General features: G+C 74.4%; 20 protein-coding genes. 7 read left to right on the plus strand and 13 right to left on the minus strand.

Annotation, left to right across the window (positions count from 1 at the left end; translation table 11 throughout):
* The first annotated feature begins 90 nt into the window (after positions 1–90).
* Positions 91–876 carry a helix-turn-helix transcriptional regulator gene (locus VGP36_14200; GenBank protein ID HEV7655866.1) on the plus strand — a complete coding sequence of 262 codons (786 nt, stop codon included), beginning with the start codon at positions 91–93 and terminating at the stop codon, positions 874–876.
* On the opposite strand, the gene VGP36_14205 is transcribed toward VGP36_14200, so the two are convergent.
* The 3 genes from VGP36_14205 to VGP36_14215 all read right to left on the minus strand — a co-directional run bounded on the left by VGP36_14205 (position 873) and on the right by VGP36_14215 (position 4561).
* The gene (locus VGP36_14205) at positions 873–2381 is read right to left on the minus strand and encodes a gluconokinase (protein HEV7655867.1); all 1509 of its coding nucleotides are present in this window, start codon (positions 2379–2381) and stop codon (positions 873–875) included. The genes VGP36_14200 and VGP36_14205 overlap by 4 nt on opposite strands.
* Positions 2378–3877 carry an SLC13 family permease gene (locus VGP36_14210; GenBank protein ID HEV7655868.1) on the minus strand — a complete coding sequence of 500 codons (1500 nt, stop codon included), beginning with the start codon at positions 3875–3877 and terminating at the stop codon, positions 2378–2380. Before VGP36_14210 ends, VGP36_14205 begins: the two co-directional genes overlap by 4 nt.
* 69 nt (positions 3878–3946) lie before the next feature.
* Positions 3947–4561 carry a biotin transporter BioY gene (locus VGP36_14215; GenBank protein ID HEV7655869.1) on the minus strand — a complete coding sequence of 205 codons (615 nt, stop codon included), beginning with the start codon at positions 4559–4561 and terminating at the stop codon, positions 3947–3949.
* A gap of 125 nt (positions 4562–4686) precedes the next feature.
* Here VGP36_14215 and VGP36_14220 point away from each other — a divergent pair, with 125 nt between their 5' ends.
* A complete protein-coding gene (locus VGP36_14220) occupies positions 4687–5322 on the plus strand; it encodes a S1 family peptidase (GenBank protein HEV7655870.1) in 636 nt (211 codons plus the stop codon).
* On the opposite strand, the gene VGP36_14225 is transcribed toward VGP36_14220, so the two are convergent.
* Genes VGP36_14225 through VGP36_14245 form a run of 5 tightly spaced genes read right to left on the minus strand, consistent with a single transcriptional unit; the run spans position 5319 to position 9942 of the window.
* Complete coding sequence (locus VGP36_14225; protein ID HEV7655871.1) at positions 5319–5966, minus strand: response regulator transcription factor; 648 nt, start codon at positions 5964–5966, stop codon at positions 5319–5321. The two genes, VGP36_14220 and VGP36_14225, sit on opposite strands and share 4 nt — an antisense overlap.
* Complete coding sequence (locus VGP36_14230) at positions 5963–7111, minus strand: histidine kinase (GenBank protein ID HEV7655872.1); 1149 nt, start codon at positions 7109–7111, stop codon at positions 5963–5965. Before VGP36_14230 ends, VGP36_14225 begins: the two co-directional genes overlap by 4 nt.
* A 13-nt stretch (positions 7112–7124) precedes the next feature.
* A complete protein-coding gene (locus tag VGP36_14235; GenBank protein ID HEV7655873.1) occupies positions 7125–7673 on the minus strand; it encodes a hypothetical protein in 549 nt (182 codons plus the stop codon).
* A 34-nt stretch (positions 7674–7707) separates the two neighbouring features.
* Complete coding sequence (locus VGP36_14240) at positions 7708–9222, minus strand: ATP-binding protein (protein ID HEV7655874.1); 1515 nt, start codon at positions 9220–9222, stop codon at positions 7708–7710.
* A 15-nt stretch (positions 9223–9237) separates the two neighbouring features.
* Complete coding sequence (locus VGP36_14245; GenBank protein ID HEV7655875.1) at positions 9238–9942, minus strand: response regulator transcription factor; 705 nt, start codon at positions 9940–9942, stop codon at positions 9238–9240.
* A 209-nt stretch (positions 9943–10151) separates the two neighbouring features.
* Here VGP36_14245 and VGP36_14250 point away from each other — a divergent pair, with 209 nt between their 5' ends.
* The 4 genes from VGP36_14250 (at position 10152) to VGP36_14265 (ending at position 15646) form a co-directional block, all read left to right on the plus strand.
* On the plus strand, positions 10152–11027 hold the full coding sequence (locus VGP36_14250; protein HEV7655876.1) for a hypothetical protein: 876 nt from the start codon (positions 10152–10154) through the stop codon (positions 11025–11027).
* Between the two features lie 86 nt (positions 11028–11113).
* Positions 11114–12721: a DUF885 domain-containing protein gene (locus tag VGP36_14255; protein HEV7655877.1), complete on the plus strand. Its 1608-nt coding sequence runs from the start codon at positions 11114–11116 to the stop codon at positions 12719–12721.
* Positions 12722–12726: 5 nt separating this feature from the next.
* Positions 12727–13206, plus strand: coding sequence for a hypothetical protein (locus VGP36_14260; protein HEV7655878.1), 480 nt, complete (start codon positions 12727–12729; stop codon positions 13204–13206).
* A 307-nt stretch (positions 13207–13513) separates the two neighbouring features.
* Positions 13514–15646: a M4 family metallopeptidase gene (locus VGP36_14265; GenBank protein HEV7655879.1), complete on the plus strand. Its 2133-nt coding sequence runs from the start codon at positions 13514–13516 to the stop codon at positions 15644–15646.
* 53 nt (positions 15647–15699) lie between these two features.
* Here VGP36_14265 and VGP36_14270 read toward each other — a convergent pair whose 3' ends face one another.
* Entirely contained in the window at positions 15700–16848 is a 1149-nt protein-coding gene (locus VGP36_14270; GenBank protein HEV7655880.1) for an alpha-hydroxy acid oxidase, read from the minus strand.
* Positions 16849–16947: 99 nt separating this feature from the next.
* Between VGP36_14270 and VGP36_14275 the strand changes: the two genes are divergently transcribed.
* On the plus strand, positions 16948–17421 hold the full coding sequence (locus VGP36_14275) for a DUF1992 domain-containing protein (GenBank protein HEV7655881.1): 474 nt from the start codon (positions 16948–16950) through the stop codon (positions 17419–17421).
* Between the two features lie 15 nt (positions 17422–17436).
* Here the strand turns inward: VGP36_14275 and VGP36_14280 are convergent, their stop codons facing one another.
* The 4 genes from VGP36_14280 to VGP36_14295 form a co-directional block, all read right to left on the minus strand.
* On the minus strand, positions 17437–17808 hold the full coding sequence (locus VGP36_14280; GenBank protein ID HEV7655882.1) for a TraR/DksA C4-type zinc finger protein: 372 nt from the start codon (positions 17806–17808) through the stop codon (positions 17437–17439).
* Positions 17809–17877: 69 nt separating this feature from the next.
* Positions 17878–18696, minus strand: coding sequence for a GntR family transcriptional regulator (locus tag VGP36_14285; GenBank protein HEV7655883.1), 819 nt, complete (start codon positions 18694–18696; stop codon positions 17878–17880).
* Between the two features lie 177 nt (positions 18697–18873).
* Positions 18874–19722 carry a carbohydrate kinase family protein gene (locus tag VGP36_14290; protein HEV7655884.1) on the minus strand — a complete coding sequence of 283 codons (849 nt, stop codon included), beginning with the start codon at positions 19720–19722 and terminating at the stop codon, positions 18874–18876.
* Between the two features lie 190 nt (positions 19723–19912).
* Positions 19913–21916, minus strand: coding sequence for an acetoacetate--CoA ligase (locus VGP36_14295; protein ID HEV7655885.1), 2004 nt, complete (start codon positions 21914–21916; stop codon positions 19913–19915).
* Position 21917 lies beyond the last annotated feature (1 nt).

Genomic DNA, 21917 nt, shown 5'->3' on the forward strand with positions numbered 1-21917 from the left:
CCGCCCGTGACGGCCGGCCGGGTCACCGCGACGGCCGGTCGGCCGCCCGCGACGGCCGGTGGGCCGGCGCTGGGGGATAGCCTGCGGCGGGTGGGGACGGAGACCGCGGACCGCACGGGATTCGGCGCGTTGCTGCGCCAGTGGCGACAGCGCCGCCGGGTGAGCCAGCTCGATCTCGCCCTGGCCGCGGACGTCTCCGCCCGGCACGTCAGCTTCCTGGAGACCGGCCGGTCCCGGCCCAGTCGGGAGATGGTGCTCCGGCTGGCCGAGCGGCTGGACGTGCCGCTGCGGGACCGCAACCCGCTGCTGCTCGCGGCCGGGTTCGCGCCGTCCTACCCGCAGCGGGCGTTCGAGGACCCGGTGATGTCGCCGGTGCGGGACGCGGTCGGCGCGATCCTGGCCGGCTACGAGCCGTACCCGGCTCTCGCGGTCGACCGCGGCTGGGACCTGGTCGCGGCCAACGCCGGCGTCGCCGTGCTCACCGTGCCGGCGGCGCCGGAGCTGCTCGCCCCGCCGGTGAACGTGCTGCGGCTGTCCCTGCACCCGGACGGCATGGCCGGCCGGATCGTGAACCTGGCCCAGTGGCGGCACCATGTGCTCGGCCGGCTGGCCCGGGAGGCCGCCGCGAGCGCCGACGACGGGCTGGCCGAGCTGCACCGCGAGCTCGCCGCCTACCCCGGCGGCAGCGAGGCCGGCGGGCCCGAGCAGTCGGTCGCGGTGCCGCTGCGGTTACGGGTGGACGGTCGCGAGCTGAGCTTCCTCAGCACGGTCACCACGTTCGGCACCGCCCTGGACATCACCGCGGCGGAGCTCAGCATCGAGGCGTTCCTCCCGGCGGACGAGGCGACCGCCGAAGCCCTGCGACGAACCCTCTAGTCCAGCGGCAGCTGCGGCGCCAACCGCCGCAGCGACCGGTACGTCGGCACCAGTGCGTCGTACAGCTCGGCGAAGACCGGCCGCAGCGACGCGTAGACCCCGCTGGCGGACGCGTCCGGCCGGACCGTGTCCTCGATCCGGACCAGGTCCGCGGCGACGTCGATCGAGTCGACCAGCCCGAGCGCCTGCATGCCGAGCAGCGCCGCGCCGAAGCCGGACCCCTCGTGCCCGGCCGGGAACTGGACGTCCATGCCGAGGGTGTCGGCCAGGATCTGCCGCCACAGCGGGCTGCGGGCGAACCCGCCGGTGGCCCGAATGGACCGGACCTCGTTGCCGGCCGCCCGCATCGACTGCAGCACCAGGGCGAGCTGCTGGCAGACCCCCTCGATCGCGGCCCGGAGCAGGTGCTCGCGCCGGTGCTCCCGGGTCAGCCCGATGTACGCCCCGCGCGGCAGCGCGCTCCAGTGCGGCGCCCGCTCGCTCAGCAGGTACGGCAGCATGATCAGCCCGCCGCACCCGGCCGGGACCCGGCCCGCCAGTTCGAGCAGGGCGGAAGGATCGGCGCCGATGTCCGGCGCCAGCGCGGACCCGGCCCAGTCCAGCACGATCCCGCCGTTGTTGATCGCGCCGCCGACGACCCAGCGGTCCGCGGTGAGGGCGTAGCAGAACACGCCGCCGAGCGGGTCGACCGCCGGCTTCTCGACCATCACCCGCAGCGCGCCGCTGGTGCCGATCGAGCAGGCGGCCACGCCCGGGTCGACGGCGCCGAGACCGAGGTTGGCCAGCGGGCCGTCACCGGCTCCGACCACCACCGGGGTCGCCGCCGGCAACCCGAGCCGGTCGGCGACCGAAGTGGACAGTCCCGGCAGGACCGTCGTGGTCGGCACCAGCTCCGGCAGCTGCTCGGCCGTGATGCCGGCCAGCTGCAGCGCCTCGGAGTCCCAGGACAACGTCGAGATGTCCATCAGCCCGGTCCCGGACGCCAGCGAGTGGTCGGTCACCAGCGCGTCGCACATCCGGGACAGCACGAAGTCCTTGATCCCGACCCAGGACGCGACCTGCTCGTGCAGCTTGGGCTGCTGCTCGCGGAACCACATCAGCTTCGGTAGCGGCGCCATCGGGTGCACCGGCGTCCCGGTCCGGCGGTGCAGTGCCAGCCCGCCCGGCGTCGCCCGCAGTCGCTCCGCCTGCGCCGACGCCCGCGAGTCCGCCCAGGACAGCGACGGCGTCAGCGGCGCGCCGTCGGCGTCCAGCCCGATCAGCGTGTGCATGGCCGAGCTGAACGACAGCCCGGCCACCGGACCGTCCACTTCGGACACCACTTCCCGCACCGACGTGACCACCGCCTCCAGGATCAGGGCCGGGTCCTGCTCGGCCCAGCCCGGGTGCGGCTCGTCCAGCGGATAACCGGCCGAGGCGCTGGCGACCTCGGTCCCGCCGGTGTCGTACGCGACCGCCTTGGTGCTCGTGGTCCCGAGATCGACCCCGATCACCACGCCGGTCATATGACGAGGTTGAGCAGCAGGACACAGATCAGGCCGACGACCGAGATCAGCGTCTCCATCACCGACCAGGTCTTGATGGTCTGCCCGACTGTCAGCCCGAAGTACTCCTTGACCAGCCAGAAGCCGGCGTCGTTGACGTGGGAGAAGAACAGCGAGCCGGCGCCGATGGCGAGCACCAGCAGCGCGACCTCGGGCTTGTCCATGCCCGCGGCCAGCGGGGTGACGATGCCGGCGGCGGTGATGGTGGCGACGGTGGCCGAGCCGGTCGCGAGCCGGATCCCGACCGCGACCAGCCAGGCCAGCAGCAGCGCGGAAATGTTGGCATCCTTGGCCCAGTCGGCGATCACGTCCCCGACCCCGGCGTCGACCAGGGTCTGCTTGAACCCGCCGCCGGCCGCGACGATGAGCAGGATGCCGGCGATCGCGGGCAGCGCGCCCCCGACGGTGCCGGAGATCCGGGCCTTGTCCATGCCGGAGCCGAGACCCAGGGTGACCATCCCGAACAGCACGCCGGCCAGCAGCGCGACCACCGGGTTGCCGATGACCTCGAGGAACTGCCGCGGCTCGGTGCCCTCGTCCAGGGCGATCTCGCCGACCGCGCGCAGCAGCATCAGCAGCACCGGCAGCAGCACGGTCGCCACCGTCGCCCCGAACCGGGGCCGCCGGCGCGGACCGCCGACGTCGGTCGTGTCCGGGCCGCCGGTGCCCGCGTCGGTCCCGGTCACGTCGGCCTCGGGATGGGTGATGTCACCGGCGCCGGTGCGGGCGGAGCCGCCGGTCCGGGAACCGGCGGACCCGACCGCGGCTGGCGTACGGTCTGCCGCGTCGAGCAGGGCCGGCGCGTGCACCGGGACGTACTTGGTGATGAACGTGCCGAACAGCGGCCCGGCCACGATCACGCACGGAATGGCGATCAGCAGACCGAGCGCCAGGGTGGTGCCGAGGTCGGCGTTCAGGACGCCGATCGCGGCCAGCGGCCCGGGGTGCGGCGGGATGAACCCGTGCAGCACGGACAGGCCGGCCAGCGCCGGGATGCCCACCCGCATCAGCGGTTGATCGGTCCGGCGGGCGACCAGCAGCACGATCGGGATCAGCAGCACGACACCGACCTCGAAGAACAGCGGGATGCCGATGAGGGCGGCGGCACCGGCCATCGCCCACGGCAACGCCCCGCCCGACACCTTGTCGGTGATGGTCTGCACGATCCGTTCGGCCCCGCCCGAGTCGGCCAGCAGGCCGCCGATCATGGCCCCGAGCGCGATCAGCAACCCGACGCTGCCGACGGTGGAGCCCAGCCCGGCCACGAAGCTGTCGACGGTGGGCGTCGGCCCGAGCCCGGCCACCAGGCCGAGCACCGCCGAACCGAGGATCAGGGCCAGGAAGGGGTGCATCTTGGCCCAGGTGATCAGCACCACCACCGTCGCGATGCCCAGCAGCGCCGCGAGCAGCAGCACGCTGTTGTTGGTGGAATGGGCCGCGGCCGCCGCGAGTGTCATCCGCGTCTCCTCGTCGTCGGGGGACGCTTCTGGTCTGCCCGCTGTGCCGGCGCGACACTCACTCCCCGGTCAGCCGAGGCGGTCGGCCTTGCGGACTACCCACCAGGCGCCGGGCAGCGCGACCCCGGCGATCGCGGCCTTGACGATGCCGCCGACGATGAACGGGGTGAACCCCGCGCTGACGGCCTGGGACGCGCTCAGGTGCGCCGCGACCGCCAGCCACGGCACGCCGATCGCGAAGATGACCAGCTGGCCGAGCGCGAACAGCGGCAGCGCCCGGGTGATGCGCCGGTCCTGGCCCTGCCGGGCCGCCAGCCCGATCAGGTACGCCGCGGGCAGGAACCCGATGATGTAACCGCCGGTGGCGCCGAAGACCACGTGCAGCCCGCTCGCGGCGTCGGAGTAGAACGGCAGCCCGACCGCGCCGAGCACCAGGTAGAGCGCCTGACCGGCGAAGCCGCGGGCCGGGCCGAGCGCCGCCGCGGTGAGCACGACCGCGAGCGTCTGCCCGGTGATCGGCACCGGCGAGCCGGCGACCGGGATCGCGACCTGGGCCAGCAGCGCGGTGAGCAGCGCGGCGCCGGTGACCAGGATCGCGTCGCGGACGCGGGCTCCCGGGATCACATCGGCGAGCACGAGCGTGCGGGCGGGTCCACGGGCAGGCAGGGACGCGGCGGTCGCCATCAAATCCTCCGGTACGTCTGGGTGCGAGGCCTCCCGATCCTGCCCGATCACCGCTGTGCAGCGCTGGCGGGGACTTCCTTTGCCCAACTATGGTGTTCGTACGGGTTCCTGCCCGAGGAGTACCGATGGTCCGGTTCCGTTGCGCGTCCGTGCTCGTCGCGTTCGTGCTCGCAGTGAGCGGGATCGCACTCCCGGCATCGGCCGCCGGCGTCACGGTGGCCGGCGGGGACGTGCTCGCCCGGGCCGGCGGCAGCCGCTGCACGCTCGGCTTCACCGTCACCGGCCGCGGCATCCTGGCCGGCCGCTGCGGCCCGGTCGGCACCCGGTGGTCGGCCGGGACCACCTCGGTCGGCGTGGTCAGCACGGTGTTCGCGAGCACCGGGCTCACGCTGATCAGCATCGACAACCCGGCCGTCGTCCAGCTGCACGGGGTCCGCAACGGCGCCGCGCTGATCCCGATCAGCGCGGCCGGGACGTCGTTCGTCGGCCAGTCGGTGAAGGAGCTGTCGCCGGTCACCGGGCTGCACTCGGGCACGGTCACCGCGCTCAACGCGACCGTGACGTTCCCCGAGGGCACGATGACCGGCCTGGTCCGCAGCACGCTCTGCCCGGACACCGGCGGCACCGGGACGCCCGTCTTCAGCGGCTCGACCGGCCTGTCGATGGTGGTCGGCGGCGCCGGCAACTGCACCTCCGGCGGCACCACCTACAGCCAGCCGATCGCCCCGCTCCTGGCCCAGACCGGCCGCGCCATCTTCTAGCCGCCGGGCCGCACCAGGCCGGTCTCGTACGCGTGGACGACCGCCTGGGCGCGGTCGCGCAGCCCGAGCTTGGCCAGGACGTGGCTGACGTGGGTCTTCACGGTCTGCTCGGCCACCACGAGCCGGTCGGCGATCTCGGCGTTGGACAGCCCGCGGGCCAGCAGGAGGAGCACCTCGCGCTCCCGCGCGGTCAGCTCCGGGGTGCCGCGGGGCGACATCGACGGGGTCAGCCCGGCCGAGACGACCTGCTCGACCAGCCGCCGGGTCACCGAGGGCGCCAGCAGCGCGTCGCCGGCGGCGACGATCCGGACCGCCTCGGCCAGCTCGGCCGGGCGGGCGCCCTTGAGCAGGAAGCCGCTCGCTCCCGCACGCAGCGCGCGGTAGACGTACTCGTCCGCGTCGAAGGTGGTCAGGACGAGAACCCGCGGGCCGGTCATCTTCTCGGTCGCGGTCAGGCCGTCCATACCCGGCATCCGGATGTCCATCACGACCACGTCGGGGGTGGTCCGGTCGGCCTCGGCCAGCGCGGCGGCGCCGTCCGCGGCCTCGCCGACGACCTCGATGTCCGGCTGCGCGCCGAGCAGGGCCGCGATCCCGGCCCGCACCATCTCCTGGTCGTCGACCACGACCACCCGAATAGTCACCCGTCCCCCTGCCCCCGCGACACCCCGGACGGGTCCGGCCCCGCGCCGGACGGGCCCGGCTGGTCCAGGGGCAGGGCGGCGTCGACGCGCCAGCCGCCGTCGGGTCGCGGTCCGGCGTCCAGCCGGCCGCCGACCAGGGCGACGCGCTCGCGCATGCCGGCCAGACCGTACCCGCGACCCGGGACACCGTCGCCCCCGGCGGAGTTCACGACCGTGACCCGCAGCGAGCCCGGCTCGGTGCCGACGGTGACCGAGGCCGACGCCGACGGCGCGTGCCGGCGGACGTTGCTCAACGCCTCCTGCACCAGCCGGTACGCGGTGAGCTGCACCGCCGCCGGCACCTCCCGGTCCGTCCCGGTCACCGTCAACGGCACCCCCCCGACGAGCGCGGGCAGGTCGGCCAGCCCCGGCAGCGGCGCGGTGCCGGAGCCCGCGCCGGGATCGCGCAGCACGCCCAGCACGTGCCGCAGCTCGGTCAGCGACTGCCGCGCCGCCTCCGCGATCGCGTCGAACTCGGCCGCGACGGCGGGGGAGACGTCCGGCAGCCGGTGCGGCGCGCTGTCGGCCCGGACCGTCACCACCGACAGCCCGTGCGCGATGACGTCGTGCAGCTCGCGGGCGATCCGGGCCCGCTCCCGCAGCACCTCCCGCTCGGCCTCGGAGTGGAGCACGTTCTGCCGCGCGTCGGCCCGGCCGCGGACCAGGTACCCGCCGGCCAGCGCGGCCGCCGTCAGCGCCAGCGCCGGCAGCAGTCCGGCCCACCGGCCCCGGTCCGGCGCGACCAGCAGCGGGACCGCGCCGGTCGCGACCACCGACGCCCACACGCCCGCCAGGGCCGGCGGCGACATCCGGGCGCCGAGCACGGCCAGCACCGGCAGCGCCGCCAGCATGCTGGTCACCGCCCAGGGCCAGGGCTCGTCGGCGCTCACCGGCCGGGTCGCGACCGCGGTCAGCACGGTCGCCGCCAGCGTCCCGGCCCAGGCGACCAGCGGCCGGGACCGCGCCAGGGCCAGCGGCGCCGCCCGCAGCAGGCTCAGCCCGAGCGCGGCGACCAGGCCCAGCCGGTAGTGCTGGTGCAGGTCGAGCGAGCCGAGGCCGAGCACGGCAGCGGCCAGCAGCGCGAGCAGCGTGATCGGGTTCCGCACGGGGGACACGGTCTCAGACCTGGTGGACCCAGAGGTCCAGGAACACCGCGCCGGCCAGCACGACGACCGCGCTGGTGACGCCGACGGGGACGCCGACCCGGCCGCCGCCGAGCAGCGCGCCGGCCAGCCGCCGCTGCAGTGCGGTCAGCCCGCGGACCAGCCAGAGCCCGACCGGCACCAGCGCGAGCGCGAGGACCGCGTGCACGGTCCAGGCGCCGGCCAGCGTCGGCCCGCCCCAGGCGTCGGTGTAGCCGTCGCCGACGACGAACCCGTAGAGCAGGTTGCGGATCGTGTTGGGCACCAGCAGGAGCGCGAGCCAGAGGCCGACCACGCCCAGCGGGATGCTCAGCAGTGCGTACGCGATCGTGCCGCTCAGCCGGGCGCGATTCCCGACCGGAGCGCCGAGCAGGCGTTGGACGACCCGCTGCTGCAGCCGGGCCGACCGGCCCGGCTGGCCGGTGAGAGTGAGCCCCAGCGCGGCCAGGCCGACCGGCGCCGACACCGCCCCGTACGCGACCCGTCGCCAGGTCTCCGCCCCGAACGTCCTGCGCAGGATCTCCATGCCCCGACGCTAGGAAGAAGTGCGCCGGGAAGCGTCACCCCGCGGAGCCGTCCGCATCCCCTACCGGAGAGCTAGGAAGCCGTACGGTGAAGGCGGTCCCGGCCGGCGAGCTGTCCACGGCGACCGTCCCGCCGTGGGCGTCGGTCACGGCCGAGACGATGGCCAGCCCGAGCCCGGTCGAGCCGGCCGCGCGGGACCGTGACCCGTCCCCGCGGGCGAACCGCTCGAACACCCGCGGCAGCAGCTCGGGCGGGATTCCCGGTCCGTCGTCGGTCACTCGCAAGAGGACGGATCCGTCCTCAATGGACAGTCCGACCGTGACGGTCGACCCGGCCGGCGTGTGCGTGCGGGCATTGCCGAGCAGGTTGGCCACCACCTGGTGCAGCCGGTCGCCGTCACCGCGGACCTCGACCGGGTCCGGCGGCAGCTCCAACGCCCAGTCGTGGTCGGCCCCGGCGACCCGGGCGTCGCTGACCGCGTCGACCACCAGCCGGCTCAGGTCGACCGGCTCGTGCGCGACCGCGGGACCGCCGTCGTGGGCGTTGTCGAGGCGGGCCAGCAGCAGCAGGTCCTCGACCAGTCCGGTCATCCGGGTGCTCTCGGACTCGACCCGCCCCAGCGCGTACGCCACGTCCGGCGGCACCGGGTCCCGCCCGCGCCGGGTCAGCTCGGCGTAGCCGCGGATCGAGGCCAGCGGCGTCCGCAGCTCGTGGCTGGCGTCGGCGACGAACTGGCGGACCCGGGTCTCGCTCTCCTGCCGGGCGGTCAGTGCGTTCGAGACGTGCCCGAGCATCCGGTTCAGCGCGGCGCCGACCTGGCCGACCTCGGTCCGCGGGTCGGTGTCGGCCTCGGCGACCCGTTCGGACAGGTCGACGGCCCCGCGGGCCAGCGGCAGCTCGGAGACGCGGGTCGCGGTCGCGGCGACCCGGCGCAGCGGGCGCAGCGTGAGCCGGACGATGACCGCGCCGGCGAACCCGGCCAGCAGCAGGCCGGACGCGGCCACCGCGGCGATGACGATCGAGAGGCGGGTCACGGTGTCGTGCACGCCCGACAGCGGCAGGCCGGCCACGAACTCGCCGCCGTCCGGGCCCGTGACAGCCCGCAGCCGGTAGTCGCCCAGGTCCCCGCCCAGGCCCCGCTCGTACGAACGCCCGTCGGCGGGCAGCACCAGCAGCACCTGCTCCTGCGCCGTGGTCAGCGAGGTACCGCCGCCGGCGGAGTTGACGACGGCGGCCGAGCTGACCTGGCCGCCGGAGATGAGCGCGCCCAGCGTGCCCTCGGCCTGACCGGCCACCAGCAGCCCGGGCGGTCCGCCGCCGAAGCCGCCGCCGTCTCCGGGCGCGGTCGACCCCGACGCGCCGGGGGACGGGGTCGGCCGGGACGGTCCGGGACCGCCGTCCTGGATCCGGCCGACCGCGGCGGCGAGCTGGCTGTCCAGCCGGCCGACGAGGAACGAGTTCAGCGCGAGCACGCTGACCACGCCGACGATCAGGCTCACCGCCGCCAGCAGGGCGAGCAGCGCGGCGAGCAGCCGGGCGCGAAGGGTCACCTGCGCATGGTGCCGTCAGCCGGCGGGACGGAGCACGTAGCCCACGCCGCGAACGGTGTGGATCATCGGCTCCCGACCGGCGTCGATCTTCTTGCGCAGGTACGAGACGTACAGCTCGACCACGTTGGCCTGGCCGCCGAAGTCGTAGGACCAGACCCGGTCCAGGATCTGGGCCTTGGACAGCACCCGGCGCGGGTTGCGCATGAGGAAGCGCAGCAGCTCGAACTCGGTCGCGGTCAGGGCGATCGGCACGCCGGCCCGGGTCACCTCGCGCCCGTCCTCGTCCATGACCAGGTCGCCGACGACCAGCTCGCCGGACGAGCGGACCGCGGTCGCGCCGGAGCGGCGCAGCAGCGCGCGCAGCCGGGCCACGACCTCCTCCAGGCTGAACGGCTTGATCACGTAGTCGTCGGCGCCGACGGTCAGCCCGGCGACCCGGTCGTCCACCGCGTCCTTGGCGGTCAGGAACACCACCGGTACGTCGTGGTCGTCGGCTCGGATCCGGCGCAGCACGGCCAGGCCGTCCAGGTCCGGCAGCATCACGTCCAGCAGGACCACGTCCGGCTTGAACTGCCGGGCCATGGTCACCGCGGTCGCCCCGTCCGCGGCCGTGCGCACGTCCCAGCCCTCGTAGCGCAGCGCCATCGAGAGCAGGTCGGTCAGCGCCGGCTCGTCGTCCACGACGAGCGCGCGAATGGGCGTCCCGTCCGGCCGGCGCAGGGCCGGGCGGGCGGTCTCGCTGGTCGTCGTCATGGCACTGACGATCGGGCCCGCTCCTGTACGCGGGCTGTGGGCTCCCTGTGCGGGACTGATGGACGCATCTCGTGGCCCGTTCCCAGGCCGGACACAGCGTCCTGACAGGCATCGGGCCGAGCGTCGTCGGCACACCGGCACCGAGCCGGCGCGCCGGCACCACCCAAGGAGATCCGATGGAACGCCAGGACCACCCCACCGGCACCGTACCGCCCGGCGAGGCGCCTGAGTACCCGGCCCAGCAGCCGTACCAGCGGTACGGCACCGAGCCGGCCGGCGCCGAGCCGCCCGCGTACGTCACCGGGAACGCGCCCGACGGCACGCCCCGCTACTCCGACGGAACCCCCCGCCAGGGCGACGACATCCCGCGCTACAGCGACGGGACCCCGGCGTACGGCGCCCCCGCCTACGGGCCCGGGGTCCGGCCCGCCGGCACGCCGCCGCCGGCCGTGCCCCCGTACGGGACGCAGCCGCCGGCCGAGCCGGAGCGGCCGAAGTGGTCGACCCGCAAGACCGCCACCGTGACCGCGGTCGCCGCCGCGGCCGTGATCGCGATCGGCGGCGTGGCCGTCGCGCACTCCGGCTCCAGCAGCTCGACCGGCACCGCCCAGGGTGGTGCCGGCGGCACCGGACAGGGCGGTCCCGGCGGCGGCGGGTTCCCGGGCGGCGGCACGGCGGCCACCGGGCTGACCGGCGCGCTGCACGGCACGTTCGTCACCGCGGCCGGCGACGGCACGTACGTCACCCGGATCATGCAGACCGGGCAGGTGACCGCGGCCGGCGCGACCAGCGTCACGGTGAAGAGCACCGACGGCTACGCGAAGACGTACACGCTGTCCGGCGCGACGAGCGTCGACGGCGGGCAGGCCGCGGTGACCGACATCGCCACCGGCAACACCGTCACGGTGGTCGCCTCCGAGGCCGGCGCCGCGACCACGGTCCTGGACCAGTCGCTGGCGACCACCGGCACCGGCCCGGGCGGGTTCCCCGGCGGCGGCACCGGCCAGCAGGGCGGCACGACGGGCCAGGGCACGACGGGCACCACCAGCTGACCCCCGTACGGCGGCTCGGCCCGGCTCACCCACGGGCCGGGCCGCCCCGTCGAGCCACCCCGACGCAGACCTGGCAGGGTGTGGGAATGGCCGACACCGCCGCCCGATTCCATGCGCTCGCCGAGGACGCGGTCAACGATCTGCTCCGGCTCGAGCCGGAGCGCGCCACCGACCTCGGCGACCACCGGTACGACGACCGGCTGACCGACCTGTCCGAGTCCGGGCTGGCCCAGGCCGTGGCCGCGTTCGCCGACCACCGCGACGAGCTCGACAGCCTGGACACCGACGAGCTGGAGCCGGCCGACGCCGTCGACGCCGAGATCCTGCGGGCCGGGCTGGACCGCCGGGTGTTCGCGATCGAGCAGCTGCGCGAGCACACCTGGAACCCGCTGTTCTGGCTGCCCGGCGACGCGCTCTACCTGCTGCTGTCCCGGGACACCGTCGCGGTGGAGGACCGGCTGCGGGCGCTGGGCGGCCGGCTGCGGGCCGTGCCGGAGCGCCTGGCCACCGCCCGGACGACGCTGGAGAACATGCCGCGGGTGCACGTGGAGACCGCGCTGACCCAGATCTCCGGCCTGATCACGATGCTGCGGGAGGAGATCCCGCCGCTGGCCGGCACGGCGCCGCGGACGTTCCTCTCGGTCGAGCCGATGCGGACCGCGGCCGAGGACGCGCTGGTCGAGCACCGGGACTGGCTGCTGGAGCAGCTCGAGGACGCCGACGCCGACCCCCGGCTGGGCGCCCAGCTCTACGCGGCCAAGCTGCACCTGACCCTGGACGCCGACCTGTCGGCCGAGCAGATCGCCGCGGCCGCCCGCGAGCACCTGGACGCCGTCACCGCCGAGCTGATCGAGGCCGCGACCGACTGGGTCGGGGCCGGCGAGGACCCGGTCCGGCGGGCGTTCGAGCGGGCCGCGGCCGAGGCTCCGGACGACGCCACGATCGTGGCGCTGGCCGGGCAGGCCCTGACCGAGACGACCGAGCTGGTCACCAGCAGCGGCATCGTGCGGGTGCCGGGCGACCCGGTCGAGGTCGAGGTGATGCCGGAGCTGCGGCGCGGCATCGCGGTCGCGTACTGCGACGCGCCCGGCGCGCTGGAGGAGGGCGGCCTCACCCGGTTCGCGATCAGCCCGACCCCGTCGGGGTGGGCGCCGGACCGGGTCGCCTCGTTCTACCGCGAGTACAACACCGCGATGGTGCGGAACCTGACCGTGCACGAGGCGATGCCCGGGCACGTCCTGCAGCTCGCGCTGGCCCGCCGCTACCGCGGCAACACGCCGGTCCGGCAGGTGCTGGCCAGCGGCTCGTTCATCGAGGGCTGGGCCGTGCACGCCGAGGAGATCATGGCCCACCTCGGGTACGGCGGCGTGCCGGTCCGCCTGCAGCAGCTGAAGATGCAGCTGCGCACGACGATCAACGCGATGCTCGACGCCGGCGTGCACGCCGGCGGCATGTCCGAGGCCGAGGCCCGCGAGCTGATGACCACGCGGGGCTTCCAGGAGGAGGGCGAGGCCGTCGGCAAGTGGCGGCGGGCGCTGCTGACCAGCGCGCAGCTGTCCACGTACTTCGTCGGCTACACGGAGCTGGCCCCGACCGTGGCCGGCCGGGACCGGTACGACGAGGTGCTCGCGCACGGCAGCCCGCCACCGCGGCATCTGCCGACGCTGCTCGGCGCGGCCGGGAACCCGGCGTAGCGCCGATGCGTCGCACCCGCATGCGCCGCCTCGCCGCCACCCTGCTGCTGGCCGCCCTGCCGCTCGCCGCCTGCGGTGGCGGCGGGAGCACCGACTCCGGTCCCGGGACGGGCACCGGGGTCTCGGGCGACGGCGGGTCGGCCGCGCAGACCGTGCTGCTGCAGCGCTTCGGCGGTATCGGCGGCAACCAGGACAAGATCACCGTGCAGCCGGACGGCCGCTGGGACCGGGCCGGGAAGGCCGGCGCCGACAGGACCGGCAGGCTGGCCGCCGACCAGCGGGAGAAGCTCACGCGGATGGCGGCCGATCCGGCGCTGGCCGCGGAGGCCAAGCGGACGGTGCCCGAGTCCGACTGTTCGGACGCCTTCGACTACGCCCTGACGGTCGGGTCCACGAAGGTCGCATGGCGGGACTGCGGCTCGGCCACGAAAGCCCCGGCTACTGCCAATGGCGTAGCCCAGTTCATCCTGGATAGCACCAAATAGCGGCAATCACTCAGTGAATTCGTAGCCACCGCCTGTCACCCACTCAGCCTCATTTCGCGCGCAGGTGATGACGTGCGTCCATGTGGCCTGCCACATTGACGCCACCGCATCCCTCGTAGCTCGGCCGAAAGGCCGAGCTGGCTCCCGGGAAGGGAGTACCGCAGTGAGACGTGCCATCACCCTGGGCGCGGTGGCCGCGGTCGTCGTCGCCGTATCCGCAGGCGTCGTGACCGGTACAGCGCAAGCCGCACCCTCGGCCTCAGCGCTCGCCGCCCCGTCCACCCTCGCCGCCAACGGTGCCGCGGCGATGGTCGCCGCACGCCCCGCACAGCTGCACGCCGCCGTCGGCGACAGCTTCGCGGCCAGCCCCGTCATCCAGTCCAAGCAGGGCCTGCAGTACGTCCCGTACCAGCGGACGTACCAGGGCCTGCGGACGTACGGCGGCGACTTCGTCGTCGTCACGAACTCGTCCGGTCAGGTGCTGTCCACCGAGGTGGCGCAGACCAGGACCATCGCGCTCTCGACGCTGACCCCGGCGGTCAGCGCCGCGGCCGCGAGCGCCACCGCGCGGGCACAGTCCAAGGCCACCACCGTCGACGGCGTGAAGTCGATCGAGAAGATGGTGTACGCGCTGGACACCCCGCGGCTGGCGTACGAGGCCGTGGTGGCCGGGCACTCCGGTCAGGTCCCGAGCGCCCTGCACGTCTTCGTGGACGCGATGACCGGCAAGGTCATCTACTCCTACGACCAGGTCGCCGACGGCACCGGTAACGGTGCCATCTACGGCGCGGTCAGCATCGCCACCAGCGGCGCGGGCACGTCGTTCTCGATGACCGACCCGACCCGGCCCGGCATCGCCTGCCGCAACTTCACCACCGGCGCCGTGATGACCGGCACCGACGACGTCTGGGGCAACGGCGTCGGCACCAACCTCGAGACCGGCTGCGTGGACGCGCTGTTCACCGTCCAGCGCGAGTGGGACATGTTCGGCGCGCTGTTCGGCCGCAACGGCATCACCGGCACCGGCCGCGGGTTCCCCCTCGACGTCGGCCTCAACGACCTGAACGCCTTCTGGGACGGCTCCCGCGTCGCCGTCGGCCACAACCAGGCCGGCGCCTGGATCGGCTCCTTCGACGTGGTCGGCCACGAGTTCGGGCACGCGCTGGACTCCAACACCCCGGGCGGCCAGTCCGGCAACGGCGTCTCCGAGGCGACCGGCGACGTCATGGGCACGTCGGTGGAGTTCTTCGCCAACAATCCCAACGACCCGCCGGACTACAGCATCGGCGAGGAGATCAACCTCGTCGGCAGCGGTCCGATCCGGCAGATGTACAACCCGTCGCTCGTCGGCGACCCGAACTGCTACTCGGCCTCGATCCCGACCGCCGAGACGCACGCCGCCGCCGGTCCGTTCGACCACTGGTTCGCCCTCGCCTCCAAGGGCAGCGCGGCCGCCGGTGGCCAGCCGGCCAGCCCGACCTGCAACGGCTCGGTCGTCACCGGCATCGGCGAGCAGGTCGCCGCGAACATCTTCTACAACGCGATGCTCAGCAAGACCGCGGGCATGACCTACCTGCGGTACCGCACCGCGACGCTGAACGCGGCGAAGAACCTGACCCCGGGCAACTGCACCAACTTCAACACGATCAAGGCGGCCTGGGACGCGGTCTCGGTGCCGGCCCAGGCGGCCGACCCGACGTGCGCCGTCGGTGGGGCCGTGACCGTGACGAACCCGGGTGCGAAGTCCGGCACCGCCGGCACCGCGATCACGCCGTTCACGCTGACCGCCTCGCCGGCCGGGACGTACACCTGGTCCGCGAGCGGGCTGCCGACCGGCCTGACCATCGGCGCCACCACCGGCACCGTGTCGGGTACCCCGACCGCGGCCGGCACGTTCACGGTGACCGCCACCGCCACCAGCGCGGCGGGCTCCGGGAGCACCTCGTTCACGTTCACCATCGCCGGGGTGGGCGGCGCCTGCGCCAGCCCGGGCCAGAAGTTCGGCAACCCGGGCTTCGAGACGGCGTCCGCACCCTGGACGGCGACGGCCGGCGTGATCGGCGCGAACACCGGCACCGGGGCCCCGCGCACCGGCACCCGGGACGCGTGGCTCGACGGCTACGGGACCACCCACACGGACACGTTGTCCCAGACGGTGACCATCCCGGCCGGCTGCACGGCCTCCACGCTGACGTTCTTCCTCAAGATCGTCAGTTCGGAGACCACGACCACCACCGCCTTCGACACGCTGTCGGTGCGGGTCGGCACCACCACGGTGGGCACGTTCTCCAACCTCAACAAGGGGACGACGTACGTGGCCCGGTCCTTCCCGGTCGGCTCCTTCGCCGGCCAGTCGGTCGCGGTGACCTTCACCGGGACGGAGGACGCCAGCCTGCAGACGTCGTTCGTCATCGACGACACCGGGCTGAACGCGGCCTGACCTGATCGCTCCGCGGGGGCGCCGGTCCACAGTGGACCGGCGCCCCTCGGGGGTCAGGGGCCGGACCGTACGGTGACCGCGCTCCGGTCGAGGGCGGCGATCGTCGGCCGCCCGGCCAGCATCAGGCACTCCTCGAGCTGGTCGCGCAGCTGCTGCAGCACGCCGGTCACGGCCTCCCGGCCGCCGGCGGCGAGACCCCAGAGCACCGGGCGCCCGATCAGCACCGCGCTCGCGCCCAGCGCCAGCGCGACGACGATGTCCGAGCCGCGCCGGACCCCGCCGTCCAGCAGCACCGGCATCGAGCCCGGCACCGCGTCCACGATCTCCGGCAGCGCGTCCAGGCTCGGCACGGCCGCGTCCAGCTGCCGGCCGCCGTGGTTGGACACGATCAGCCCGTCCACGCCATGCTCCACGGCCAGCCGGGCGTCCTCGGCGGTCAGGACCCCCTTGAGCAGCAGCGGCAGGCTGGTCCGGGCCCGCAGCCAGGGCAGGTCGCGCCACGTCACCGCCGGGTCGAAGCGCTCGGCCGAGTGCCGCTGGATCGCCGACGTGCCCGGCGTCGCCGCGTGCGCGGAGCCCATCACGGCCGGGTCCACGTTCACCGCCCGGACGTCGTCGGGCAGCGTGAAGGACGAGCCGAGGTCCCGGGGCCGGCTGGCGACCCGGGGCGCGTCCACGGTGAGCACCAGCGCCCCCGCGCCGGCCTCCTCGGCCCGCGCGACCACCTCGGCGAACGCGTCCCGGTTGCGCAGCCAGTAGAGCTGCTGCCAGCGCGGGCCGTCGGTGGCCGCGGCGACCTCGGCGAAGGTCCGGCTGGCGAAGATGCTGGACACGAACGCACCCCCGACCGCGCCGGCCGCCGCGGCCGAGGCGACCTCGCCGTCGGGGTGGGCCAGCCGGTGGTACGCCATCGGCGCGACCCCGAACGGCACCCCCCACTCGACCCCGAACAGGCTCGTACGCAAGGAGATCTCGGAGACGTCGACCAGCACCCGCGGCCGCAGCGCGACCCGCTCGAACGCGGCCCGGTTCGCCCGCAGGGTCCGCTCGGCGCCGGAGCCGCCGGCCAGGAAGCCGTACACGTCCGGGGGGAGGGCCGCGCGGGCGGTCTCGGCGACGGCCCGCAGGTCGCCCTCGTCCGGCGCCTCCGGCTCTGCGGCCGGACCCGCGTTCGCGCCGCGCTCGACCCACACCACCGCCATGCCCGGGCCCTCCTCCGTCGACCGTCCCCTGCCCACCATGCCCCATCCCGGGGCGCGCGGGAGTGGCCGGGTCCGGGCCGGTTTGGGACAATGAGGGGGATGACGATGCCACCCCAGTTCCGGTCCGTGGTCGACGCGCAGCTCCGTGCCGCCGAGGCGCGGGGTGCGTTCCAGAACCTGCCCGGGTCGGGCAAGCCGATCCCGGGGCTGCTGGATCCCGACGATCCGGAGTGGTGGATCAAGGGGTTCATCAAGCGGGAGAAGGTGCCGGCGGAGGCGATGCTGCCGCCGGCGCTGGCGCTGCGCCGGGAGATCGAGAGGCTGCCCGGGACCGTGGCCAAGCTCCGGTCGGAACGGGCGGTCCGGGACCACGTCGAGGACCTCAACCACCGCATCCGGCGCTGGATCCAGATCCCGATCGGGCCGCAGCTGCCGGTGCAGGTCGTCGACGTGGACGCGGTCGTCGCCGCCTGGACCGAGGCCCGGCGCCCGGCGCCGGCTCCGGAGCCGCCGGTTACGGCCGCCCGGGCGCCGCGCCGCCGCTGGTGGCACCGCCGCCGCCCGGTCGACTAGGCGGCGGCCGCCCGCTCAGGCGGGGTCTTCGGCGCGGGGCTGGCAGGTCATGCAGAGGGCGACGGCCGGCAGGATCTCCAGCCGCTCCACCGGGATCGGCGTCGCGCACTCGACGCACGTCCCGTACCGCCCGGAGGACATCCGGGCGAGCGCCGCCTCGATACCGTCCAGCGCGATCCGGGCGCCGCGGCGCAGCGTCGCCGCGACCTCGGCCTGGCCCGGGTCGGCAGTCGGGTCGGCCGGCACCCGGGCCCCGAGCTCGGCCAGCTGGTCGATCCGGAACCGCCGCTGTTGCAGCAGTGCCGCCCGCAGCGCAGGAAGGTGTCTGCGCAGGTCGGACGTCGGATCAGGGCTTGCGGCGGACTCGGCGGGGATCGAGGAGCGCACATCTGGTCAACGCGGTGAACGGGCCGCCAGGTTCCAGTTCACAGCGGCTTCTCAAGCAGCGGACGGCCCTCAGCGCGTGACCGCCGCGGCCGCCGAGTACGTGAACTCGAACCGGTCGCTGCGGTAGAGCTCCCGGGTGACCTCGATCAGGTGACCCTCCTCGGTCCGCATGTGGCTGCGGATGCAGACGAACGACGCGCCCTCCGGCACCTCCAGCAGCAGGCTCTCCTCCGCGCTGGCGAACGCCACCGCCATCACGACCTCGGCCTGGTGCGGCACCCGGCCGTGGTCGGCCAGCGCCTGGTGCACCCCGATGGTGGTGATCGCGTGCCGGTTGAGCACCCGGGAGACCGAGGTCGGGTACGCCCCGGTCAGCAGCGCGACCGGCTCCCCGTCCAGCCGGCCGACGGCCCGGACGTGGTGCACCCGCGGCCGGCTGCGGCGGGCCGCCAGCTCGGCCTCCTCGTCGTCCAGCGCGGGCCCGGGGCCGACCTCGACCAGGTCGACCGAGAACGGCTCGCGGGTCGCGGCCAGATCCGCGGTCAGGCTGGAGACGACCGGCAGGTGCTTGGCCACCCGGCGCCGGTTGACGAAGTAGCCCGCACCCTTGCGGACGGACAGCCGCCCCTCCAGCACGAGCTGGTTCAGGGCCTGCCGGACCACGTGCCGGCTGACCCCGTAGTGCCGCATCAACTGGCTCTCCGACCACAACCGCTCGCCGTGGGCCAGCCCGGAGGAGTCGATGGCGGCGTCAAGCACGCTGCGCAGCTGGAGGTGGAGCGGGGTCAGGTCGGCGGGGGACAGCGCCGTGAGGGCACCGAGCAGGTCACCGCGGCGCAAGGCCGGCAACTCGACTGCGACATCCGGCCGGGTCTGCATCGTCGTCATCGGCGCGGCACCTCTCTCGGTCAGGGCGTGCGAAACAGCGCGCATGGGCGCGCATGTCTTGCCACGAGCAGTTCGCCGCAGTTGTTCACCCGGGCACCCAGAAACACCGCTGGCATACCAAGTCTGGCACGATCGGGCCTTGACCGACCCGGCCGGACCGGGCTGTACCGACTCAGATCAGGCCGGGCTGACCTCGACGACCGTGCCGAGGACGTGCGCGAGCCGGCGGCGGGCCTCGCCGCGGTCGGCGTCGAAGACGGTGAGCGGGTCGCTGCGCTCGATCACGTACGAGGCGGCGACCGCGCCGTACGCGGCCGCCCGGACGGGGTCGCCGGACAGGGCCATCCCGACGCAGACACCGCCGCAGAACGCGTCGCCGGCGCCGCGGGGGTCCACCACGGACACCGGCACGGTGCCGACCCGGGTCGGCCGGGCGCCGCGGCTCAGCACCAGGCAGCCGGCGGGGCCCTGCCGGACGATGACGGCCGGGACGTCGGCGCCGAGCCGGGCGGCCAGCTCCCAGGGATCGTCCTCGCGGGCCTGCCGGACCAGCTCGTCGATGCCGGGCACCAGCGCCGCCAGCGTGCGCAGGGCCGGGGTGAGCAGCCCGCCGGCGCCGTCCCACCAGGGCCGGTCCAGCGTGGTCACCCGGGTCTGGTAGCCGAGCGCGTCGACGAGGTCGGCGACCTGCCGGACCGGGCCGGGGGCGACGTGCGCGCCGGCGAAGTCGGCCGGGGGCAGCCGCTGCACCGAGGGGGAGTAGAGCGGCCAGACCGCGGGGTCCGGCGGCCCGGAGCGCAGCGCGTGCGGCTCGCCGGTGGACCAGACCCACGAGGTGTCGATGCCCGCGGCGGTCAGCCGGTCCGACCATTGAGCCGGGAAGTCGGTGCCGATCCCGGCCAGCAGCGTGGTCGGTTCGTCCCAGAGCCACATGCCGAGAGCCGTGTAGAGCGCGTTGCCACCACACTGTCCGATCGCGACAGTGCTGTCGTCGATCGTGAGGTTACCGGCCGCGAGAAAGGCCATTCATGCCGCCTTGATCACATGTCCGGACAGCCCCACGGATGCGTACGGTAGGTTTTCCGCCCGGGGGTGTCAACGCCGAACAGGCTCCATCACCTGCGGGTTTCCCGTCCGGCGACGGCTCCGGGAAGAGTCGGGCCGGGGAACGCAGCACTCCGGTCGCCGCGGCGGCGCCGGAAGCCGGCTCGTCCACTCAGGACAGTCGCGTGCCGCGGGCCGGCGTCTGCTGCTTGTGCTCGCGGCCCCAGGTGGCGAACCAGTCGAGCATGTCGTAGTCGGAGACCGCGCCCGGGGACGCGACCGCCGACGCGGTCGCGCCCTGCAGGATCCGCTTCACCGGCACTTCGAGCTTCTTGCCGGTCAGCGTCCGCGGGATCGCCGGCACCCCGACGATCTCGTCCGGCACGTGCCGCGGGGAGAGCTCCGAACGCAGCGCCGCCTTGATCTTCGCCCGCAGCGCGTCGTCCACTTCGGACCCCTCGGTGGCCACCACGAACAACGGCATCAGGTACGTCCCGTCGCTGCGGTCGACCCCGATCACGAGGCTGTCGGAGACCTCCGGCAGCTGCTCGACGACCGCGTAGATCTCGGCCGACCCCATTCGTACGCCCATCCGGTTGAGGGTGGAGTCGGACCGGCCGGACACCGAGATCGACCGGTCACTGTGGACGGTGATCCAGTCGCCGTGCCGCCAGACGCCGGGGAACGTGGCGAAGTAGCTGTCGTGGTAGCGGGTTCCGTCCGGGTCGGCGAGGAAGTACAGCGGCATCGAGGGCAGCGGCCTGAGCACGACCAGCTCGCCCTCCTGCTCGACGACCGGCTTGCCGTCGGGATCCCAGGCCTCCAGCGCGACGCCGAGCTCGGCGGCCGGGATCCGGCCGACGTGCACCGGGTCCATCGGGTTGGCGCCGGCCAGCGCCGAGCACACGTCCGTACCGCCGGAGATCGAGTTGAGCTGGGCCGTGCGGGAGACGTGCTCGCTGGTCCAGACCCAGGCGTGGTCGGGCAGGGTCGAGCCGGTCTGCAGGATCGTCCGGATCCGGGACAGGTCGAGGGTCTCGCCGGGGGAGGAGCCGGCGTTGCTGCCGGCCATCAGGTAGCCGGCGCCGCAGCCGACCGCGTCGGCCCGGGTCAGCTCCGCGACCCGCCAGGCCCCGTCCACGTCCGGCCAGGTCGGGCTGCCGTCATGAAGCACCGCGGCAGCGCCGACGAGCAGGCCGCCGACCATGAAGTTCCAGATCATCCAGCTGGTCGAGGTGACGAAGAAGAACCGGTCGCCGCGCTGCACGTCCGACTGCAGCCCGACCGCCTTGAGCAGCTCCAGGACGATGCCGCCGTGCGAGTGCACGATGCCCTTGGGGGCGCCGGTCGTGCCGGAGGACCAGAGGATCCAGAGCGGGTCGGAGAAGTCGGTGTCGGCGAACTCCGGCTCGGCGTCGCCGGCGACCGCGTCGGTCCAGGCCACTGTGGACACCGGCAGGTCCCAGTCCGCGGAGACGGTCAGGTTGTCGACGGTGACGACGGTCCGGATCGAGGGCAGCCCGGCGACGAGCTCGGCCACGGTGTCCCGGCGGTCGTAGGTCTTGCCGCCGAAGCGGTAGCCGTCCGCGGCCAGCAGGACGACCGGCTCGGCCTGGTCCAGCCGGGCCAGCACGCTCGGGGTGCCGAAGTCGGGGGAGGCGACCGTCCACACGGCACCGACCGCGGCCGTGGCGAGCAGGCCGATCACGGCCGCGTCGATGTTGGGCAGGTAGCCGGCCACCCGGTCGCCGGGCCCGACCCCCAGCCCGCGCAGGGTGGCGGCGACCGCGGCGACCTGCCGGCGCAGCTCCCCGTACGTCACCTCGACCGGGGTGTTCAGGCCGTCCGGGCCCTCGCCGACGAGGACCAGCGCGACGTCATCGGGGTCGCCGGGGGCCAGGCAGCGCTCGGCGAAGTTGACCCGGGCGCCGGGGAACCAGACCGCGCCCGGCATCCGGTCGTCGGCCAGCACCGACTCGTACGAGGAGACCTCGTCCAGTCCGTAGTGCGTCCAGACGGCGCCCCAGAAACCGGGCAGGTCCTCGATGCTCCAGTGCCAGAGGGCGTCGTAGGTGTCGAAGGTGCGGCCGGTGCGCTCGGCCAGCCCGCGCCGGAAGCGGGTCAGCTCCGCCCGCTCGAGGGTCTCGTCCGTCGGCACCCACAACGCCTCGCTCATG

The organism is Mycobacteriales bacterium, from assembly GCA_035995165.1.
Taxonomy (GTDB): Bacteria; Actinomycetota; Actinomycetes; order Mycobacteriales; family CADCTP01; genus CADCTP01.

Coding starts and splice junctions, on each gene's coding strand:
- VGP36_14205 (HEV7655867.1), bottom strand. CDS start 2,381: ATGACCGGCGTGGTGATCGGGGTCGATCTCGGGACCACGAGCACCAAG.
- VGP36_14215 (HEV7655869.1), bottom strand. CDS start 4,561: ATGGCGACCGCCGCGTCCCTGCCTGCCCGTGGACCCGCCCGCACGCTC.
- VGP36_14260 (HEV7655878.1), top strand. CDS start 12,727: ATGCGTCGCACCCGCATGCGCCGCCTCGCCGCCACCCTGCTGCTGGCC.
- VGP36_14220 (HEV7655870.1), top strand. CDS start 4,687: ATGGTCCGGTTCCGTTGCGCGTCCGTGCTCGTCGCGTTCGTGCTCGCA.
- VGP36_14275 (HEV7655881.1), top strand. CDS start 16,948: ATGACGATGCCACCCCAGTTCCGGTCCGTGGTCGACGCGCAGCTCCGT.
- VGP36_14235 (HEV7655873.1), bottom strand. CDS start 7,673: ATGGAGATCCTGCGCAGGACGTTCGGGGCGGAGACCTGGCGACGGGTC.
- VGP36_14270 (HEV7655880.1), bottom strand. CDS start 16,848: ATGGCGGTGGTGTGGGTCGAGCGCGGCGCGAACGCGGGTCCGGCCGCA.
- VGP36_14210 (HEV7655868.1), bottom strand. CDS start 3,877: ATGACACTCGCGGCGGCCGCGGCCCATTCCACCAACAACAGCGTGCTG.
- VGP36_14255 (HEV7655877.1), top strand. CDS start 11,114: ATGGCCGACACCGCCGCCCGATTCCATGCGCTCGCCGAGGACGCGGTC.
- VGP36_14295 (HEV7655885.1), bottom strand. CDS start 21,916: ATGAGCGAGGCGTTGTGGGTGCCGACGGACGAGACCCTCGAGCGGGCG.
- VGP36_14250 (HEV7655876.1), top strand. CDS start 10,152: ATGGAACGCCAGGACCACCCCACCGGCACCGTACCGCCCGGCGAGGCG.
- VGP36_14285 (HEV7655883.1), bottom strand. CDS start 18,696: ATGACGACGATGCAGACCCGGCCGGATGTCGCAGTCGAGTTGCCGGCC.
- VGP36_14265 (HEV7655879.1), top strand. CDS start 13,514: ATGGTCGCCGCACGCCCCGCACAGCTGCACGCCGCCGTCGGCGACAGC.
- VGP36_14290 (HEV7655884.1), bottom strand. CDS start 19,722: ATGGCCTTTCTCGCGGCCGGTAACCTCACGATCGACGACAGCACTGTC.